The organism is Amycolatopsis plumensis, from assembly GCF_042652605.1.
In the GTDB taxonomy this organism is placed as follows: domain Bacteria; phylum Actinomycetota; class Actinomycetes; order Mycobacteriales; family Pseudonocardiaceae; genus Amycolatopsis; species Amycolatopsis plumensis.
The window spans coordinates 5,505,702-5,523,144 of record NZ_JBHSJY010000001.1 but is presented as its reverse complement, the minus strand read 5'-3'; the positions used below and the strand labels follow the sequence as shown (position 1 = coordinate 5,523,144).

Sequence of the window (17,443 nt, the reverse complement as noted above, 5' to 3'; positions counted from 1 at the left end):
CGATGGGCATCGTCCGCAAGTTCAAGGACGCGGCCCGCTGGGTCGAGAATGTCTCCGAGTTCGAGGCGCCCCGCCCGGCGCCCGAACCGGAGACCACGCCCCCGGCCGCGCCCGAGCCGCCCGAAGACCCGCGCGCCGCCCGGCTCGCCCGCGGGCTCCGCCGCTCGCTCCGGCTCCACCTCGCCGCCGTCACGGCGGGCGCGGTGCTGCTCAGCACGGCGGGCTGCCGCACCGGCGAGGACGGCACGCCTGCCGCCCGGCCGACGTGCGACGAGCCCGCGTCGTGGTGCGACGCCGGGGCGCAGCGGTGACCGCCGCCGCCGACCCGGAGCTGGCCGCGATCGAGCGCAGCGTGGCCTTCCACCTGCGCGCGACCCGCCACGCCGAAGGCGTCGGCTACCTCATCGCCCGCATCGACGCCGGAGACGACCGCCTCGACCAGGCCGACGACGAGGACTTCGCCGAGTTCTACGTCGCCCACGACGGCACGCGGGTCAACGCCGCGGACCTCTACGAGCAGTTCATCACCGAAAGGACCCACCCGTGACCGACCTCTGGCTGCGCGTCGCCGCGCGCAAGCTCGCCGCCGACGCCGCCACCGAGGCCTACAAGGCGGTGCGCGCCGAGGCCGAGCAGGTGATGGCGCGCGGCGACCGGAAGATGGTCTACGCCCCCGACGGCGTGACCAAGCTCGGCGCCGTCTCGAAGTCCGCGCCGAAGAAGACCGCCCAGGTCGGCGACGCCGGCGCGCTGCTGGAGTGGGTCCGCGAGCACTACCCGAAGTCGGTCGAGGCCGATGCGGATATCACCGCGCCCGAGGACGAGGTAAAGGCGTTCCTCTGGTCCAACGGCGGCCGACACCTGATGACCGCCCGCGACCGCGTCGCCCCGAAGCTGCGCGCCGAAATCCTCGAAGCGTCCAACCTGGCGAAGATGCCGCTCGGGCCCGGCGGCGAGACCGACGTCCCCGGCATCGTCATCGCCGAGGAAGCCCCGTCGACCGTCCGGTTCCTGCCCGACGACGACGCGGCCGCTGTCATCGTCGAGCTGGTCCGCTCCGGCGCGGTCAAGCTGCCGAACCCGTTCGACGAGCAGCCATGCTGACCCAGGAAGACCGCGACGCACTCGCGGCGCCGTTCCCACCCGAGGCGATCGGCCACAAGCCGATCATCGTGTGCCGGGACTGCGAGCTCCGCGAGTGCGCCGAGCACCACGCCGAGCCGTGCGAGACCTGCCGCCAGATCATCACCACCGCCCACGAGCACCACCAGTACATCGGGCACGCCGAGGTCACCGAACGGCTGTTCTCCGTCGACCCGGAATGGGACTACGAACCGTTCGCGGTCGGGCCCGACGGACTGCCGGTGTTCGACGAGTACGGCGGCTTCTGGATCTGGCTCATCGTGAAAGGCGTGCGCCGCAAGGGCTACGGCCACGCCGACGGCCGCAAGGGTGGCGACGCCGCGCTCATCGCCATCGGCCACGCGATCCGGATCGCCGCCGAGCGAGGCTTCAAGGTCGCGTTGTACCTCCGGCGGCAACAGGCCCAGGTACAGCACGGCTCGCCGGAACCCGCTGGCGAGGAGTCGACCGCCGGTCCGGTCGAGCAGACGGTGAAGCAGCTGAAGAAGGAGGCCCAGAAGGTCGGCCACCGCAAGCGCATGAAGTTCATCCACGTGCTGCGCGAGTTCGACAAGTGGGCCAACGGAAAAGTCGACTGGAGCACCGCCGACCCGGCCACGCTCCGCGGCTTCATCCAGCACCTGGAGAAGACGTGAGCGAGTCCCGGTGCAGGAAGTTCGTCCCGGTCCGCTCGTCCGGTGTGTGCGAGATCTGCGGCCAGCACCGCGCCGAGTCCCTGCACCACCGGAAGGGCCGGGGCCAGGGCGGGCCGTGGCAGCCGTCGAACATCGTCCACCTCTGCGGAGACGGCACGACCGGCTGCCACGGTCTCGTGACCAACAAGCGCGCCGAGCACTACGACCGCGGCTGGCTCGTCCACCCGACCGCCGACCCCGCCCTCACCCCGTTCGACCACTGGCTCTGGGGCCCCGTCTACCTCGACGACCTCGGCGACTACCACCAACGCAAACCCGCTCTGGAGGCATCGTGACGACCACAGTGGACGAACTTGTCCCGTCGACCTTCTACATCCCCGGGCTCAGCTTCCGCGGCCAGATCGCCGACGGCGACCTGTCGATCATCGCCCACAACGCCAACGGCGCCGTCCAGCTGGCCTGGACGTGCGGCGACGACCCGGCCCCGGCCGACGGCCTGGTGACCGTGCACTCGCCGACCTCCCGGCCGGTGGTGGCCCAGGACTTCACCGAGGACTGCACGGTCCTCGGTGGTGCGTGCTACGCCACCGCGTCGACGACGGCCTACATCCAGGGATTCCGGCCGCTGCTGCTCGGCGGCGACATGCGCCTCGTGTGCGTGCTCCTGGCCGACTGGCACGACGAGTGCTTCGCCCACCGGCCGGTGCAGCCATGACGACCACGCTCGCCCCGGCCGACCTCGACGACGTTGTCCGCCGCGCCGACGACCGCTGGGCCCGCCGCCACGGCGACGAACCCGCCGCACCCGGCTACCTGAAGCAGATCACCGACGCCGTCCGGCCGCTGCTCGGCCAGGCGCCCGCCGGGCCCGTCGACGGCGGCCAGGTGCAGCAGCTGCTCGACGACAAGCAGCGCCTGGGCGAGCTCATCGCGGAGCTGCGCAAGACCGCCGAGACGCGCGGCAAGGTCATCGAACGGCAGAAGGCAGACCTCGCCGCGCGGGACAAGTCCCTCGAGGAGCGAACGGCCGCGTTCAAGCTGCTGGAGAAGGACCTCACCGCGGCGCGCGAAAAGCTCGCTGCGGCCGGGGCCGACGTCGAGCGCCTCACCGCGCACGTGACCGAGCTGGAAAAGCAGGTGCAGGCCCGCGGCGCGATCATCGAACGCCGCGACGCCGACGCCGAACAGCTGCACGCCACCGTCGACGAACTCCGCGCGAAGCTGGCTGCCGCCGAGCAGGCCAAGCCGCCGCACCAACACCGCTACGCCGTGGACGCTCCGGGCACCGAACCGCGGGCCTGTGAGTGCGGCCACCCGTACCCGCGTGCCGTCGTCCCGACGGAACCTGTACCCCCGTCCCCGCCGGAGCCCTGGGCGAAGCTGCTCGACCAGATCCGCGCCGAAGCCAAAAAGGCCGGGTGGAAGTCGTGACCGAACTGAAAGAGCTGCACGCGCACGGCCTGAGCCACCACCAGACCACCCCGCTCCGGATCGCCGGCCACACCACCGCCGAGGCCGTCGCCTACCTCGTCGACGCTCACCGCGCGGCGCCGGCGATCCAGTCCGCGCTCTCCCGCGTGTCCGGCCTGGGCCCCCGGCGCGTGCAGATGGTCTGCGACGCCGTCGACAGCTGGCGCAAGGCGGGCACGCCGTGAGGACCCGCCTGGCCCGGCTTGCGGCTCGCCTGCGCCGGGCCGCCGACGCACCGCCACCCGTCCACGACGGCTGGCCCTACACCGACCTCCGCATCTCCGCTCAAACGAGGACACCATGGCTGCTCCCACCGCCATCAGCCCGGCGCCGGCCGCGTCGCCCGGCGCCGCCTACGTCGTCGATGCCACCCTCGTCGGCCCCATCCACGCGTTGCTGACGCAGATCGGCGTGCACGTCCAGGCTGTGAAGGTCAGCCCCGAGCAACTGCCGCGGTTCAACGTGCTGCCGTCCGGGGTCCGGATCGCGAACCTTGAGCACGCGCGGCGGATGAAGCTGACCGACCGCGAGTTCGAGGTCCTGACCTTGATCGCTGAGGGGCTGTCGAACCGCGAGATCGGGCAGCAGCTCTACCTCACCGAGGACACGGTGAAGACGCACATCCGCCGGATGTTCCAGAAGTTCGGCGTCGGCGACCGCGCGCACGCGGTCGCGGTGGGCTACCAGCGCGGCATCCTCGGCGGCTCCTGATGTACGAGTCCCGCGCCTACGACAAGGACACCGGCGACGGCTTCGGGCCTGACCCGGTCGTCGTGCTCGTCGTCACCGGCACGCACGACGTCTCCCGGCTGCTGAGCCTCTTCAACGGCGGATCGCCGCTCTGCGAGCAGCTGAGCCTCGGGAAGCGGCTCGCCCGCCAGCGCCTCGACCTGAACCCGCAAGGAAAGGAACCCCGACCATGAGCGTCAAGTTCGGCAGCAGCCTGCCCAACGACGACCGCAACGGGCTCGGCGCGATCTCTGCGCCGCTCGTCGACGACCCCGAAGCCGAACACCTCGTGGTCGCGGTCGTGAAGTAGCCCTGCCTGCCCCGCACATCCCCCGTATCCGTCGCCGGTCGGGCTGGTCCCTTCCCCACCAGCCCGGCCGGCGGCTTCACACCTTGGAGGTGAGCCCGATCCCCGACTTCCGTGTCCCCGACACCGCCGCCGAGAGCGACCAGCTGCGCGCGGCGGGAATTGCCGCCTTCGGGCTCTGGGCGGCCGCTGGCTCGTGGTGCATGAACCCCGCTCACCTGACCGACGGCTGGGTTCCCGTGCACTACGTCATGAGCTGGCCGAGCGGAAAAAAGCTCGCCGCGAAGCTCGTCGAGGTCGGTCTCTGGACGCCGGACAAGCGCAACGGCGTGACCGGCTGGCAGTACACGAACTGGCTCGACGAGCAACGCTCCGCAGCGTCCATCGAGGACGAGAAAGCCAAGGCCAGGGACCGAATGAAGCGCATTCGTTCGGGAAATGTTCGCCCGAACAAGCAGCGAACGTCCGGCCGAACTTCGGACGCACCTGCGGCGAACGTTCACGACTCCCTCACCCTCACCCTCACCCAAGAACAGGGGGAAGAGTCCGTAGAGCCCGTCACCACCGCGCCCAGTCCGGCCGAACGACCCTCCCCCCGCTGCCCACGGCACGAGCACGACGAGCACCCGCCGCCGTGCGGCGCCTGCGGTGCGGCCCGCCGCGCTGCCGAGGCGCACGACGCCACCGCCGACACCCGCCGCGCCCTCATCGCCGAAGCCATCGACGAGGCCCGCCGCGACCCGCGCCAGCGCTGCGAGCACGGCGTCGACGGCGGCCTGTTCACCCACCCCGACACCGGCAAGTCCGCCACCTGCGCGCACTGCCGCCGAACGGCCCGGAAGGAACCCGCGTGACCGAGATCCTCGCCGTCCGCCCGTGGGGCAACGGCACCACGATCCACCTGTTCAGCCCGGGCTACCAGCCCGGCAAGAAGAAGCGCCACCCCGCCGAAACGGTGCTGTGCAACGGCTCTGGCTCGATCCGGAACCGGCGCCTCGTGCCGCTCGCCGACGCGCTCGGCTGGACGAAGACCACGCATCAGCACGACGACGGCTGCGACCACGCGCCGTGGCGCTGGTGCCGGCCCTGCCTGGGCCACGCCGCCCACGTGGCCGGCCTGGCCGAGGTCATCGCCGCGGTGATCGCCCGAGGCGGCACGTGATGGCCCACGACCGCACCGGCGAGGTGATCGACCCGGACCGCCACCCCGACAACTGCGACGGCTTCATCGGCGGACGCCAGCACGCGGACCCGCCGTTGAAACCGTGCCCGATCTGCCGCCCGCACCTTGCGCGGGAGCGCCTCGAAGCGAAGCTCCACGGCCCCTACGCCGACCCCCAACCACAAAGGGACAACCCATGACCGAGCTCTCACCCCGCGACCGCGCGGCGGTCGACCTGCTCGCCGACCTCGAGCAGATCACCCGCGAGAACCGCGACATGTGCCTCGACGAGATCGCCGGACACCTCGCCGACCGCCACTGGCGCCGTGCCTCGCGCGCGGCCGTCGAGGCCCGACCGCACGACGACGAGGACCGCGATCGGGAGGCCCGGTTCGATGCGGCCGCGCTGGACGTCGCGGCCCGCTGCGCGGCCGAGGCCGCATCGCACGACGACGGACCGGCCGCCGAGCCTCTGCCGTTCACCTCCGACGACGTCGGCGAACGCCTTCACTTCCCGCTCACCGGCGGCATGTACCGGATCGTCGCCGTCGACAAGACCGACCAGATGATCACCATCGAGGCGATCGGCCACCCGGACGACCGCACGACCGAGTCTTTCGCTGACGTCGTCGCGGCCGGCGCCGAGGTGCTCCGTGGCTGAGGACGCTGCCGGCGCCGTGCGCCGCACCCCAGGGCCCGAGGCCGTCGACCAGCTCGCTGGCCTGATCGAGGTCGGACTGCACCCGCCGGCCGCCAAGTGCCCGTTCTGCGAGAACGCTCGCCGTGCGGCGGCGAGGATCCTCGCCGCCGGTTGGCAGCTCCGTCCGGTCGTGCTGCTGCTCGCCGAGGCCTGCGACTGCACGCCGCCGTACGCGGACTGCCCGCACGGCCCGGAGCCGGTCGACGCGCTCGACCTGGCGGTGTGGCTGCACGCCGAGGCTGAGTGGCAGCGGGAGCAGGCCCGGAACCTGTTCATCGACCACTACAACGCCACCGACGGCCAGATGACCCGGATCGGCGAGCTGGAAACGCTGCTGCGCGAGCGGACCGGCGAGCGGGACGCGCGGCAGGCCCGCATCGACGCCGCGAAGCGCTGGCTCGACGACCCGCAGGACCTGACTCCGGCGGGCCAGCTCTACCAGATCCGCGCCGCGCTGCAGGGCGACCAGCCCGCGGGCCCGCCCGACTTCGCCGAGGTGCGCGGCGAGCTGGCCGACGGCCGCCGCTTCACCGGCCGCGTCGACCTCCGGCCGGCGCGCGAGCTCGCCGACCGCCTGGCGGCCGAGGCCGCCGCCCAGTCCACCGGGGAGGTGGACCGTGGCTGAGCTCGACCCCGGCCTGAACATCCGCCTCGCCGCTGACCGGCCCGGCGGCGGCTCGACCTTCGTCGAGCTGGAGGACGACCACGGCAACAGCGTCCGGATCGGCAAGGCCACCACCGACCTGGACGGCACCTGGTCGATCCGGATCACCGCCGACGACCTCGCCGGGCTACCCGCCCCGAAGCAGTGCGAGGCCCGAACCCCGACACGCTGGAAGTGGCCGTGCGTCCACCGCGCCGGCCACGACAGCGCCCACCGCGCCCTCATTCCGGGCGGCACCTACTCGTGGCACGACCCCCACCCCGCCCTGGAGGACCGATGACGACCGCCCACGAAGCCCTGCGCCTGGCGCTCGGCGAGATCGAGCCCAATGACACCAACTACCCCGTCCGGTACGTGCGCGTCTTCCAGGCCGTCGCCATGGCGCTCCACCGCAACGGCGGCCAGCACCCGGACCGCCTCGCGCAGCTGATGCGCGACGTCGACTCGACGCGCCGCCCTGGCCCGCTCGCTCGTGCGATCGGCTGGTTCCGCCGATGACCGCCCGCGAGGAGCTGGTGCGCGCGGTCGGGGAGGCGGTCTTCGCCGAGGTGAAGAAGTTTCCACCACCGGCGTACCTGCCGGGTGCCATCGTCCCGATGGGCGCGAGCGTGGAGGACGTCGGGCGCGCGGCGCTGGCCGTCGTCGACGAGGAGCTCGCCGTCCTGCGGGCGAAGGTGACGCTGTCCCCCGAGCAGGTGGAGGCGAAGGACCAGGAGATCGCCGAGCTCAAGCAGGAGCACGGCGTGCTGTCCGGCCAGCTGCACGAGATCCGCTCGGCCCTGGCGGCGTGCGACGCCGATCGGGCGGTGCCCCTCGAGTACCTGGCCGACACCGTCCGCGCCGTCCTCCGAGACGCCCCGGCCCCGCCCGCACCCGCCGGTCCTCGGGTGTTCTTCCCGGGCGACACCGTGCCGAGCGGTGTCTGCGTCGTCTCGAAGTCTGGCCTCGACTCCGGCGCCCACTTCACCACCGACGGCGAGTGGACCATCCCAGCCGGTCTGAGCCCGTACGTCGAGGTGCCGATGCCGACGGCGGCCGAGCTGGACGCCGCCGTCGACCTGGCCCGCGACGCCCGCGCTGACGCCGAGTGGCAGCACACGAAAGGGACGAACCCATGACCACGACATCCGTCCCGGCGACCGGTCCGCGCGACCGGTCGCGTCCGGCTCTCGCGCGTTCTACGGCCGCGGCGGTGTGCGTCGTCCGCGGCTGCACCCGCGCGGTCTACACCGGACACGCGTGCCCCGAGTGCGTGGCCGAGCTCGGGGTGCAGCTGCGCGAGGTCGCCGAGTACTGGGGTGTCCTGCCGTTCATGGTCGAGCCGGTGCGCGGTTCGGCCGGCCGCGGGTCGCCGGGGTATGGGTCGCGGGCGCCGCTTCGCCTCGACGTGCTGGCCGCGCTGGACCCGAACAGCCTGCCGACGCCCGAGGACGACGTGTGGTCGATCCCGGGCACGATCGTGCGGCTCGCCGACTGGATCGCGGCCGAGCGCGGGGACAAGCGCGACCCGGGCCTCTACTACGTCCTCACCCAGCTGCAGTGGGCCGCGGGCCACGAGGGATTCGGGGACGTCGCGGACGCGGTGCAGGAGCTGCACCGCAGAGCGCAGGGGCTTGCACACGACCGGCCGGACGGGGCGCTCGGCGCGTGCGAGCGGTGCGGCGGCCGGGTCGTCGCGGCGGGCGCGGGCGGGCGCTGCGAGCAGTGCGACCGGCCCTACGTCGGGTTCGGGCTGCTGAAGCTCCAGCAGGCACAGGAGGCAGCAGCATGACGACGTACCTGGAGCAGGAGGTCGAGTACTGGCGGGCGCGCGCCAAGGCCGCCGAGCAACGGCTGCGCGAGGCTGCCGACTTCTACCCGGACAACCCGCCGGAGCCGCCGGTCGGCACGGAGTACGGCGTCCCGGGCAGCGACGTCGTCGCGTGGCGCCGTACCGATGAGGGCTGGTTCTGCGCCGGGGAAGCATGCCGCAACTGCCCGGTCGAGTGGGGCGAGGTCTGGGACCGTGACCTCTCGCTGGTCTCGCGGGAAGCCGTGCTGGAGCGACGGCTGCCGTGAAGCGCGTTCCAGCCGCGCTGGCCGTGCTGCTGCTGCACCAGGAAGCCGACGCCCGCGCCCTCGACGGTGACACCGAGGGCGCGGCCCGGCTGCGCATCAAGCCGCCGACCCTGCGGAAGTGGGTGGAGCGCGGCCACATCACCCGCGGGGACGGCGGATACGACCTCCGCGAGATACTCACCTACCTCGAACAACGCGAACAGCAGGAGACCTGATCATGCTCGACACCCTGACCGTGTGTCCCGTCGACGGCTGCGACTGGCGGATGCTGGAGAGCGAGATCCAGTTCGAGGCCGACCGCAGCTTCGGCCCGACGCTGGAGGACGCGATCAACGCCATGGCCAGAGGGCGGGCGAGCGCCCTCGAACGCCACATCCGCGCCCACCTCGCGACGCACGACCTGACCGACTTCGTCCGCACCATTCGACGGCTGGAGCAGGACCTGTACAACGCCGGGCCCACCGGGATCCGCCCGCACGCCGTCGAGCAGCAGCCGACCACGCCGTGACCACTGGTCGCGACTGGTCGGCGGGTCGGTTTGACGCCTGCTCAGACGCTGTGTCACGCTGATCTTCGGCGGAGCTCTGCTCGCGACCCGGGTGCGTCCGGCTGCAAGGCGTACAGCGACAGCGTGAGGATTGAAGGCAGACGACCTCCGCGTGGCCGCCCAAATCTGGCGCGGGGCCCCTGGTGCTGCTGAGCGCGCCGCGGATTCCTGGTTCAAGTCCAGGCCAGCAGCACCCTGAACCCCCGCGGGTCATCACGCCCGCGGGGGTTCTTCGTACCCGGGGCTCGCCGGCCAAGTCGGGCGAGAGCCCTCGGCCCAGGCTCGCGCACGAGCGGGACGCGGAGGGCACCCCGACTACCTGCGGAAAGTCTCCTTCGCTCACCGGCGGGCAAGAACGATCATGAGCGGAGGTGACCCAGCATGGCCAAGGCGCGCCCGATCACCGACGAGGACCGCCGCAAGGTGCGTGACCTCCACGCCGCCGGCGAGTCCCGCAACGCGATCGCCGACGCGCTCGGCCGCTCCGGCGCGACGGTCTCGAAGATCGCGGACGAGCTGGGCCTGTCCTTCGACCGCTCCGCCGTCAAGGCCGCCACTGAGGCGAAGGTCGCCGACGCCCGCGCGCGCCGGGCCGCGCTGATGCTCGAGCTCCTCGACGACGCCGCGCGGCTGCGGGCGCAGCTGTGGGTGGAGACGACCTACGTCGACCACGGCGGCAAGGACTTCCTCCGTGCCGAGTGGACGCAGCGCGAGCCGACCGCCGCGGACAAGCTCAAGCTCATGCAGGCCGCGGCCGCCGCCGCGAACACCTCGATGCGGCTCGACGACCACGACACCGTCGGCGACGACATCGACGAGGCGAAGAGCATGATCGGCGCGCTCGCCGCCGGGCTGCAGGCCGCGTACGACCACATGGAGGCGGAAGGCCCGGCCGAGGATGCCGGCACCTGACTTCTCCCACCTGCTCTCGACCATGTCGCGGAAGCAGATCCGCTCCATCGTCGAGTCCGGCCAGACACCGCAGATCGCGCTCTGGTCCGGCGCGGTGTCGTCCGGCAAGACCATCGCGTCGCTGCTGGCGTTTCTGATCGCCCTCGCTGACGCGCCCACGCGCGGGCTGATCGTGATCAGCGGCAAGACGAAGGAAACGATTGAGCGGAACCTGATCGAGCCGCTCCAGTCGGTCGAGTTGTTCGGCGCGCTGGCCAAGCACGTGCACCACACCCGCGGCGCCGGGACCGCGACGATCCTCGGTCGCACGGTGCACATCGTCGGCGCGAACGACTCCCTCGCCGAGGGCAAGATCCGCGGCGCCACGATCGCGCTCGCCTACGCCGACGAGGCCACGCTGCTCCCTCGCGGCTTCTGGATGATGCTGCTCTCCCGCCTGCGGGTGCCGGGCGCGAAGCTGCTCGCCACCACGAACCCCGACGGGCCCGCGCACTGGCTGCGCCGAGACTTCATCCTCCGCGCCGCCGAGGTCGGGCTGCGCAGCTGGCACTTCACCCTCGACGACAACCCGAGCCTCGACCCGGTGTACGTCGAGCTGCTCAAGAAGCAGTACGTCGGGCTCTGGTACCGCCGGTTCATCCTCGGCGAGTGGTGCCTGGCCGAGGGCGCCGTGTACGACATGTGGGACCCGGCCCGGCACGTCGTCAAGGAGCTGCCGCAGATCGACCGCTGGCTGAGCGCGGGCATCGACTACGGCACCACGAACCCATTCGCCGCACTGATCCTCGGCCTCGGCCACCCCGAGCAGGACGGCACCCGCCGGCTGTACCTCACCCACGAGTGGCGCTGGGACAGCAAGCACCAGCGGCGGGCGCTCACCGACGTCGAGTACAGCGAGAAGTTCCGGACCTGGCTCGGCGAGCTCCCGCACCCGCACTTCCCTGCGGCGAAGGGGATCTGGCCGGAGTGGACGGTCGTCGACCCCTCGGCCGCGTCGTTCGTGCAGCAGCTGCACCGCGACGGCCTCACCCCCACGCTCGCGCGGAACGAGGTCCTCGACGGCATCCGCACCGTGTCGAGCCTGCTCGCCCGGGACCTGCTGCGGGTGCACGAGTCCTGTGAGGGCTGGATCTCCGAGGTCGGCGGCTACAGCTGGGACCCCGACAAGGCCGAGAAGGGCGAAGACGCCCCGATCAAGGCGGCTGATCACTCGCTCGACGGCGGCCGGTACGGCATCCACACCACAGAGGCGCTCTGGCGCCCCTACGTCCAGGAAGGACAGGCAGCATGACGAAGTCCGAGCACGAGCTGCACGTCAAGGTCATCCCCGACTTGTCCGAGGTGGACAAGATCGTCCAGAAGCCCAGCATCGGGCGCATCGTCCACTACACCCTCAGCGAAGGCGACGTCGCGCTGATCAACGAGCGCACGCCGCGGGCCGTCGACGGCAAGCTGATGCGCAACAGCGTCGAGGCCGGCGAGGTGTACCCGGCCGTCATCATCCGCGTGTGGAGCGCGGACAGCGGCTGCGCGAACCTGCGCGTTCTGCTCGACGGCCACGCGGACTACTGGGCCACCTCGCGCGTCTGGGACGACCCAGACGTCGAGCGGACGCCGCGCTACTCCCCGGACCCGAACCACGAGGGTCCCGGCTACGCGGGCGGCACCTGGCACTGGCCGGCGCGCGCCTGATGCCGTACACCAGCCACGGCCACTGGTTCGGGGCCGACGCGCCGACGGCCGAGGACGTCCAGCCGCGCCTCGTCGCGCGCTGCGGTGGGCCCGCCATGTGCCCAATCTGCGCGCACGACGCCGCGCCGGTCGTCGAGAAGCGCACGGTCACCCGTCGGCGGTACGCCACCCGGGCCGAGCTGGCCGAGCCGATGGCCGCGCACATGCGCGGCGCCAACGACATGGACGTCAGCTGGGAAGACCTCGCGCTCGCCGCGCTGGAGGGCCTGGCCGAGCTGCACGTCCCCGTCGACGCCCTCGTGAAGATCACCGTCGAAGAGGAGGCCTGACGTGCCGCTGCCCCAAGGCGAGACACCGTGGCCGCCGAAGGAGTTCGCCGACGCCTTCGACACCATGCGCGAGTGGGGCGCCTGGTACTCCGGCAACCCCGACCACCTCGCCGACGTCTACGGCCGGATCGGCGGCCGACTCGTCAACCACCCGCAGACCCGGCCGTCTCAGCTGCGCGGCGGGATCACCGGCACGCTGGCCCGCTGGTTCTGGGGGCAGCCGATCCCGCAGGGCGAGAAGCGCTCCAAGCTGCACGTGCCCGTCGCGTCGGACATGGCGTCCACGTCGTCGGATCTGCTGTTCTCCGAGAAGATCACGCTCACCTCGGACAACAAGGGCGTCCAGAAGCAGCTCGACGACCTGATGACCGACGACCTGCACTCCACGCTCTCGGAAGCCGCCGAGATCGCCGCGGCCAAGTCCGGCGTGTACCTGCGGATCGTGTGGGACAAGGACGTCGACGCCTCCGGACCGTGGCTGCAGGCCGTCCACCCCGACGCCGCCATTCCCGAGTGGCGCTACGGCCGGCTGACGGCAGTGACGTTCGTGCAGCAGCTGCAGTGCGATGCGCAGATCATCGTCCGGCACCTCGAGCGGCACGAGGTCGTCAACGGCCAGGGCATGATCTTCCACGGCGTGTACGTCGGCACCGAGACATCGCTGGGCAAGCCGGCGCCGCTGGCCGAGTACCCGGAGGTCGCGGGGCTGGCCAAGGAGGTCGACGAGAACGGCGCGATCGCGACCGGGATCGACCAGCTGACCGCCGTCTACGTGCCCAACATCAAGCCGAACCGCGAGTGGGGACACCTGCCCGCGTGCGCACCGTTCGGGCGCTCGGACTTCGCGGCCACCGAGCCACTGATGGACGCGGTCGACGAAATCTACACCTCCTGGATGCGGGACATCCGGCTCGCGAAGGGCCGCATCATCGTGCCGGAGGCGTATCTGCAGGACCGCGGGCCGGGCCGCGGCGCGACGTTCGACGCCGACCGCGAGGCCTACGAAGGTCTGCCGATGCTCGCGGCCGCCGACGGCAGCACGCCGTTGACGCTGCAGCAGTTCGAGATCCGGTTCGAGGCTCACGAGAAGTCCGCGCTCGACTTCGTCGGCCGGATCGTCACCACCGCCGGCTACTCACAGCAGTCGTTCGGGCTCACCGGCGACGTCGCGATCACCGCGACCGAGGTGTCCGCGCGCGAGCGGAAGAGCCTCACCACCCGCGGCAAGAAGGTCGGCTACTTCCGGCCGCGGCTGGCCGAGATCCTGCACGCCCAGCTGAAGATCGGGGTCGTCCACTTCGGATGGAGGGTCGACGCCAGCGCAGCCCCCGACGTGAACTTCCCCGCCGCGGTACAGCCGGACCAGGCCAGCCTCGCCCAGACCCTCGCCCAGCTCGAAGCCGCCCGCGCCGCATCGACCGAGACGAAGGTCCGGATGCTGCACTCCGACTGGGACGACACCGAGGTCAAGGAAGAAGTCGGCCGGATCCTGAAAGAAGCCGGGCCGTTGCAGGTCGAGAACCCCGAGACCTTCACCGGCGACCCGGGCGACGAACCGCCGGCCGACGAGCCCCCGGCGGAGAAGTAGCGTCCCGTGCCGGTCGACCGGACGCTCGGCAGCGACCTCGCCGGCACGATCGTCGAGCTGTACGCCGACCTTGAGCAGCGCCTGGCCGCGCTCGTCGCCCGGGAGATCCGGGCCGGGATCGAGGTCAGCGACCAGGTGCAGCAGAGCCTCACCGCGATCACGACGCTGCGCCGCGCCGGTGAGCGGATGCTCGGCGCGATTGAGACCGACCTGTCCGGCACCGTCGAGCAGGCCGTCGTGCTGGCCTACCACCGCGGCGGAGAAGCCGCCGTCGCCGAGCTGGCGAAGCGCGGCGCCCTCACCCCCGCCGAGCTGGCCCAGCTGCGCCAGGCGCTGCCGCAGCTGGGCGCGATCCAGCGCCTGGTGTACGCGCTCACCAGCAAGCTGCTCGCCACGCATGTGCGGATCCTCCGCTGGGAGCTGGACGCCTACCGCGAGGTCATCGCCAAGACCATCGCCACCGGCACGCTCGTCGGCCGGGAAACCCGCCTTCGCACCGCCCAGCGCGCCTGGGAAGAGCTCCTCAGCCGCGGCGTCACCGGGTTCACCGACAAGGCCGGCCGGAACTGGCAGCTCGCCTCCTACGTGGAGATGGCCACCCGCACCGGCACGGCGCAGGCCGCGGTGCAGGGCAACCTCGACCGGCTCGCCGACGCCGGGATCGATCTGGTGGTCGTCTCCGACGCCCCGCAGGAGTGCAAGCGGTGCCGGCCGTGGGAGGGGAAGGTCCTCTCGCGCACGGGCCCGGGTGCGCGCACCGTGCGCGCCCGACACGGCACCCAGGACCGCACCGTCACCGTGCACGTGGCCGGGTCGGTCCTCGAAGCCGTCGAAGCCGGGCTGATGCACCCGAATTGCCGGCACTCCCTGAGCGCGTACCTGCCCGGCGTGACCCGGCTCCCCACCGACACCGCCGACCCGGACGGCGACGAGGCCCGGCAGAAGCTCCGCGCGCTCGAGCGGAAGGTCCGCAAGGACAAGCTCCAGGCCGCGGCCGCACTCGACCCCGCCGCCCGCCGGGCGTTCGAGAAGAAGGTCCGCGACACCCAGGCCCAGATCCGCGAGCACATCAAGACCGCACCCACCACGCTGTTCCGCCAGCCGAACCGCGAGCGGATCGGCGTCGCACGCTGAGGAGTCCACTGTGGCCTTCGACTTCATGGACCTGACCCCGGAAGCCCGGCGCGCCGCGTTCGCGCACATGGACGGCAAGGGGAAGGGCAAGCGACGGCTCGGCAGCGGCGCGCGGCACCGCGCGATGACCGCCGAGTCCAAGAAGGCCAGCCCGGCGAAGCCGACGCCGCGCGCCGCCGAGGCGTCCCGCGAGCCGGTCTTCACCGGCCCGTCACACCCCACTGGCGAGCTGTCGCAGAGCTACCTCCGCGGCGGCAAGCCCACCCCCGAGGACCACGGCATCCTCGCCCGCCGGTACCTGCAGATGCACGGCTCCGCGGGAGTCCGCACCAGGATCGCGCAGCTGCGGGCTCGGAAACGGCTCAGCTCCAAGGACCAGGCGCAGCTCGCCGCACTGCGCGCGCTGCGCTGAACCCACGACAGGAGAACCCCTCCATGGCCACCACACCGAAGCTGGGCAGCGGTGCCCGGTTCAAACGCCTCGTCGCCCAGGTGGCGGCGAAGGGCGCCACGGCCGACGCGCCCCCCGCGCGCCGCCCGAGCGCCAGCAAGTTCGGGCGACTCGCCGCAAAAAAGCAGCAGTCCGAGTAGACCGTCCAGGAAGGACGTACGATCATGGCAGACACGTCGCAGGGGTCAGGCACCCCGACCGACGCGGGGACCGGTGGCCAGGCGCTGCAGGGGACCCAGCCGCCCGCAACACCGCCCGCACAGCAGCAGGCGACCGGCCAGGCGCCGGCCAGCCAGCAGCCCGCGGACGAGATGACGCTCGAGAAGGCCAAGAGCATCATCGAAGATCTCCGCAAGGAGAACGCGAAGCACCGCACCAACAACCAGACGAGCACACAGCAGGCCCAGGCGGCCCAGCAGCAGCTCGAAGCGGTCATGAAGGCCCTCGGCCTCAAGGCCGACGGCTCGGAAGCTCCGCCTGACCCCGAGGCCCTGGCGGCCCAGGTCACGCAGCAGCAGGCCATCAACTGGGAAACCGCGGCCGAGAACGCGATCCTCCGGGTCGCGCCGACGGCCGGCGCGGACGCGGACGCTCTCCTCGACTCGAACGCCTTCCTCGACAGCCTCGGCGACCTCATCGCCCTGGACCCGAAGTCCGCCGAGTTCCGGACCAAGCTGCAGGCCCACATCACCGTGTGGGTCGACAAGCACCCCAAGCACAAGGCCGCACCCGCCGCCCCGACGGCGACGCGGTCCGGCGGTGACCACCCCGGCGGTGGCGGCACCCCGACCACCCGACCTCGTTCCCTCCAGGCCGCCGTGTCCAAAGCGCTCGGCAGCCGATAGCCCACTAGGAGCACGAAATGCCTGTGACGCTCGCTCAGGCGCAGCTCAACGCCGCGGTCGACCTCGACTACGCGGTGATCGACAACCTGCGCCGCTCGTCGTGGCTGTTCGACCAGATCGTTTTCGACGACACGGTTACGCCCGGCACTGGCGGTGCCAGCCTGCAGTACGGCTACACCCGCCTGATCACGGCGGCCTCGGCCGGGTTCCGCGCGTTCAACCAGGAATTCGTGCCCGGCCAGGCGACCCGCGCGCAGGCGACGGTCAACCTGAAGCCGCTGGGTGGTGCCTACACCCTGGACCGCGACCTCGCCAACCTCGGCCCGTCCTCGACCAACGAGAACACCTTCCAGCTGCAGCAGCTGCTCGCCTCGATTCCGGTTCGGTTCGCGCGCGAGCTGCTCTTCGGTGACACCGCGGTCGACCCGCTCGGCTTCGATGGCCTGAACAAGGCGCTGGCCGGCACCACCACCGAGGTCATCCCGAACTCGGGCACGACCGCCTACGCGGACTGGACCAACGCGACGATCAACACCGTCGACAAGGCCCACGACGCGATGGACCTGCTCGACCTGTTCCTGTCCAAGGTCGTCCCGTCCCGCACCGGCGGCATGACCGGCAACGACGCCGGCGAACTCCCGCCCGGGGTCAAGGCGATCATGGGCAACACCGACTCGATCACCCGCGTGAAGTCGATCGCGCGCCGCGCGGGCACCTACACCGAGTCCAAGGACGAGCTCGGCCGCCAGATCAAGAAGTACGGCGACTGGGTCCTCGTCGACCTCGGCGACCGGGAGGACGGCTCCGCGCCGATCGTCCCGATCGAGACCCGCGACCCGGACGGCGCGGGCGCCGGCGGCAACATCACCGGCCTGACCGACCTCTACGCGGTCACCTTCGGGATCGACTCGCTGCACGGCGCGTCGAAGGCCGGTTCGCAGCTGCTGCGGACCTGGCTGCCCGACTTCTCCACCGCCGGCGCGGTGAAGACCGGCGAGGTCCAGCTCGGCCCGGCCGCGATGGTCCTCAAGAACACGCGTTCCGCGGCCGTGCTGCGGAACCTGAAGGTGCGGTGAC

Annotated in this window: 32 protein-coding genes; all 32 read left to right on the top strand. The window is 71.7% G+C overall.

The features are described 5' to 3' along the window. Positions 1 to 2: 2 nt before the first annotated feature. The gene (locus ACFPLC_RS27040) at positions 3 to 311 is read left to right on the top strand and encodes a hypothetical protein (protein ID WP_378198409.1); all 309 of its coding nucleotides are present in this window, start codon (positions 3 to 5) and stop codon (positions 309 to 311) included. Continuing rightward, on the top strand, positions 284 to 547 hold the full coding sequence (locus ACFPLC_RS27035; protein ID WP_378235948.1) for a hypothetical protein: 264 nt from the start codon (positions 284 to 286) through the stop codon (positions 545 to 547). Before ACFPLC_RS27040 ends, ACFPLC_RS27035 begins: the two co-directional genes overlap by 28 nt. Continuing rightward, the gene (locus tag ACFPLC_RS27030) at positions 544 to 1,104 is read left to right on the top strand and encodes a hypothetical protein (RefSeq protein WP_378198415.1); all 561 of its coding nucleotides are present in this window, start codon (positions 544 to 546) and stop codon (positions 1,102 to 1,104) included. The genes ACFPLC_RS27035 and ACFPLC_RS27030 overlap by 4 nt, the downstream gene beginning before the upstream one ends. Further along, complete coding sequence (locus tag ACFPLC_RS27025; protein WP_378198417.1) at positions 1,098 to 1,778, top strand: hypothetical protein; 681 nt, start codon at positions 1,098 to 1,100, stop codon at positions 1,776 to 1,778. Before ACFPLC_RS27030 ends, ACFPLC_RS27025 begins: the two co-directional genes overlap by 7 nt. Beyond that, positions 1,775 to 2,113 (top strand): hypothetical protein, encoded by a 339-nt coding sequence (locus ACFPLC_RS27020; RefSeq protein WP_378198419.1) that lies wholly within the window; start codon positions 1,775 to 1,777, stop codon positions 2,111 to 2,113. Before ACFPLC_RS27025 ends, ACFPLC_RS27020 begins: the two co-directional genes overlap by 4 nt. Then, positions 2,110 to 2,493 (top strand): hypothetical protein, encoded by a 384-nt coding sequence (locus tag ACFPLC_RS27015; protein ID WP_378198422.1) that lies wholly within the window; start codon positions 2,110 to 2,112, stop codon positions 2,491 to 2,493. Before ACFPLC_RS27020 ends, ACFPLC_RS27015 begins: the two co-directional genes overlap by 4 nt. Beyond that, positions 2,490 to 3,209 carry a hypothetical protein gene (locus ACFPLC_RS27010; RefSeq protein WP_378198425.1) on the top strand — a complete coding sequence of 240 codons (720 nt, stop codon included), beginning with the start codon at positions 2,490 to 2,492 and terminating at the stop codon, positions 3,207 to 3,209. The genes ACFPLC_RS27015 and ACFPLC_RS27010 overlap by 4 nt, the downstream gene beginning before the upstream one ends. Further along, positions 3,206 to 3,433 (top strand): hypothetical protein, encoded by a 228-nt coding sequence (locus ACFPLC_RS27005; RefSeq protein WP_378198428.1) that lies wholly within the window; start codon positions 3,206 to 3,208, stop codon positions 3,431 to 3,433. Before ACFPLC_RS27010 ends, ACFPLC_RS27005 begins: the two co-directional genes overlap by 4 nt. A gap of 115 nt (positions 3,434 to 3,548) precedes the next feature. Then, the gene (locus ACFPLC_RS27000; RefSeq protein ID WP_378198431.1) at positions 3,549 to 3,959 is read left to right on the top strand and encodes a response regulator transcription factor; all 411 of its coding nucleotides are present in this window, start codon (positions 3,549 to 3,551) and stop codon (positions 3,957 to 3,959) included. Next, positions 3,959 to 4,171 carry a hypothetical protein gene (locus tag ACFPLC_RS26995; RefSeq protein ID WP_378198434.1) on the top strand — a complete coding sequence of 71 codons (213 nt, stop codon included), beginning with the start codon at positions 3,959 to 3,961 and terminating at the stop codon, positions 4,169 to 4,171. Before ACFPLC_RS27000 ends, ACFPLC_RS26995 begins: the two co-directional genes overlap by 1 nt. 205 nt (positions 4,172 to 4,376) lie before the next feature. Next, positions 4,377 to 5,138, top strand: a complete 762-nt coding sequence (locus tag ACFPLC_RS26990; protein WP_378198436.1) for a hypothetical protein — start codon at positions 4,377 to 4,379, stop codon at positions 5,136 to 5,138. Next, positions 5,135 to 5,446: a hypothetical protein gene (locus ACFPLC_RS26985; RefSeq protein WP_378198439.1), complete on the top strand. Its 312-nt coding sequence runs from the start codon at positions 5,135 to 5,137 to the stop codon at positions 5,444 to 5,446. Before ACFPLC_RS26990 ends, ACFPLC_RS26985 begins: the two co-directional genes overlap by 4 nt. Beyond that, positions 5,443 to 5,646 carry a hypothetical protein gene (locus ACFPLC_RS26980; protein WP_378235945.1) on the top strand — a complete coding sequence of 68 codons (204 nt, stop codon included), beginning with the start codon at positions 5,443 to 5,445 and terminating at the stop codon, positions 5,644 to 5,646. Before ACFPLC_RS26985 ends, ACFPLC_RS26980 begins: the two co-directional genes overlap by 4 nt. Further along, on the top strand, positions 5,643 to 6,107 hold the full coding sequence (locus tag ACFPLC_RS26975) for a hypothetical protein (protein WP_378198444.1): 465 nt from the start codon (positions 5,643 to 5,645) through the stop codon (positions 6,105 to 6,107). The genes ACFPLC_RS26980 and ACFPLC_RS26975 overlap by 4 nt, the downstream gene beginning before the upstream one ends. After that, the gene (locus ACFPLC_RS26970) at positions 6,100 to 6,771 is read left to right on the top strand and encodes a hypothetical protein (RefSeq protein ID WP_378198447.1); all 672 of its coding nucleotides are present in this window, start codon (positions 6,100 to 6,102) and stop codon (positions 6,769 to 6,771) included. Before ACFPLC_RS26975 ends, ACFPLC_RS26970 begins: the two co-directional genes overlap by 8 nt. Then, positions 6,764 to 7,090, top strand: a complete 327-nt coding sequence (locus ACFPLC_RS26965) for a hypothetical protein (RefSeq protein WP_378198450.1) — start codon at positions 6,764 to 6,766, stop codon at positions 7,088 to 7,090. Before ACFPLC_RS26970 ends, ACFPLC_RS26965 begins: the two co-directional genes overlap by 8 nt. Beyond that, positions 7,087 to 7,308 carry a hypothetical protein gene (locus tag ACFPLC_RS26960; protein ID WP_378198453.1) on the top strand — a complete coding sequence of 74 codons (222 nt, stop codon included), beginning with the start codon at positions 7,087 to 7,089 and terminating at the stop codon, positions 7,306 to 7,308. The genes ACFPLC_RS26965 and ACFPLC_RS26960 overlap by 4 nt, the downstream gene beginning before the upstream one ends. Next, positions 7,305 to 7,928 carry a hypothetical protein gene (locus tag ACFPLC_RS26955; RefSeq protein WP_378198455.1) on the top strand — a complete coding sequence of 208 codons (624 nt, stop codon included), beginning with the start codon at positions 7,305 to 7,307 and terminating at the stop codon, positions 7,926 to 7,928. Before ACFPLC_RS26960 ends, ACFPLC_RS26955 begins: the two co-directional genes overlap by 4 nt. After that, the gene (locus tag ACFPLC_RS26950; RefSeq protein WP_378198458.1) at positions 7,925 to 8,581 is read left to right on the top strand and encodes a hypothetical protein; all 657 of its coding nucleotides are present in this window, start codon (positions 7,925 to 7,927) and stop codon (positions 8,579 to 8,581) included. The genes ACFPLC_RS26955 and ACFPLC_RS26950 overlap by 4 nt, the downstream gene beginning before the upstream one ends. After that, positions 8,578 to 8,868, top strand: coding sequence for a hypothetical protein (locus ACFPLC_RS26945; RefSeq protein ID WP_378198461.1), 291 nt, complete (start codon positions 8,578 to 8,580; stop codon positions 8,866 to 8,868). Before ACFPLC_RS26950 ends, ACFPLC_RS26945 begins: the two co-directional genes overlap by 4 nt. Then, positions 8,865 to 9,083 (top strand): hypothetical protein, encoded by a 219-nt coding sequence (locus ACFPLC_RS26940; protein WP_378198464.1) that lies wholly within the window; start codon positions 8,865 to 8,867, stop codon positions 9,081 to 9,083. Before ACFPLC_RS26945 ends, ACFPLC_RS26940 begins: the two co-directional genes overlap by 4 nt. Before the next feature lie 2 nt (positions 9,084 to 9,085). Further along, positions 9,086 to 9,376, top strand: coding sequence for a hypothetical protein (locus ACFPLC_RS26935; protein WP_378198467.1), 291 nt, complete (start codon positions 9,086 to 9,088; stop codon positions 9,374 to 9,376). 420 nt (positions 9,377 to 9,796) lie between these two features. Beyond that, a complete protein-coding gene (locus ACFPLC_RS26930; protein WP_378198470.1) occupies positions 9,797 to 10,327 on the top strand; it encodes a helix-turn-helix domain-containing protein in 531 nt (176 codons plus the stop codon). Next, complete coding sequence (locus ACFPLC_RS26925; RefSeq protein ID WP_378198473.1) at positions 10,314 to 11,618, top strand: PBSX family phage terminase large subunit; 1,305 nt, start codon at positions 10,314 to 10,316, stop codon at positions 11,616 to 11,618. The genes ACFPLC_RS26930 and ACFPLC_RS26925 overlap by 14 nt, the downstream gene beginning before the upstream one ends. Continuing rightward, complete coding sequence (locus ACFPLC_RS26920) at positions 11,615 to 12,019, top strand: hypothetical protein (protein WP_378198476.1); 405 nt, start codon at positions 11,615 to 11,617, stop codon at positions 12,017 to 12,019. The genes ACFPLC_RS26925 and ACFPLC_RS26920 overlap by 4 nt, the downstream gene beginning before the upstream one ends. After that, positions 12,019 to 12,348, top strand: coding sequence for a hypothetical protein (locus ACFPLC_RS26915; RefSeq protein WP_378198479.1), 330 nt, complete (start codon positions 12,019 to 12,021; stop codon positions 12,346 to 12,348). Before ACFPLC_RS26920 ends, ACFPLC_RS26915 begins: the two co-directional genes overlap by 1 nt. A 1-nt stretch (position 12,349) precedes the next feature. Next, entirely contained in the window at positions 12,350 to 13,936 is a 1,587-nt protein-coding gene (locus tag ACFPLC_RS26910; protein ID WP_378198482.1) for a phage portal protein, read from the top strand. Between the two features lie 6 nt (positions 13,937 to 13,942). Beyond that, positions 13,943 to 15,070 (top strand): phage minor capsid protein, encoded by a 1,128-nt coding sequence (locus tag ACFPLC_RS26905; RefSeq protein WP_378198484.1) that lies wholly within the window; start codon positions 13,943 to 13,945, stop codon positions 15,068 to 15,070. Between the two features lie 10 nt (positions 15,071 to 15,080). Beyond that, positions 15,081 to 15,482, top strand: coding sequence for a hypothetical protein (locus ACFPLC_RS26900; protein ID WP_378198487.1), 402 nt, complete (start codon positions 15,081 to 15,083; stop codon positions 15,480 to 15,482). 23 nt (positions 15,483 to 15,505) lie between these two features. Continuing rightward, positions 15,506 to 15,661, top strand: coding sequence for a hypothetical protein (locus ACFPLC_RS26895; RefSeq protein WP_378198490.1), 156 nt, complete (start codon positions 15,506 to 15,508; stop codon positions 15,659 to 15,661). A gap of 24 nt (positions 15,662 to 15,685) precedes the next feature. Then, positions 15,686 to 16,366, top strand: coding sequence for a hypothetical protein (locus ACFPLC_RS26890; protein WP_378198493.1), 681 nt, complete (start codon positions 15,686 to 15,688; stop codon positions 16,364 to 16,366). A 17-nt stretch (positions 16,367 to 16,383) separates the two neighbouring features. After that, positions 16,384 to 17,442, top strand: coding sequence for a major capsid protein (locus ACFPLC_RS26885; RefSeq protein ID WP_378198496.1), 1,059 nt, complete (start codon positions 16,384 to 16,386; stop codon positions 17,440 to 17,442). Position 17,443: the final 1 nt, after the last annotated feature.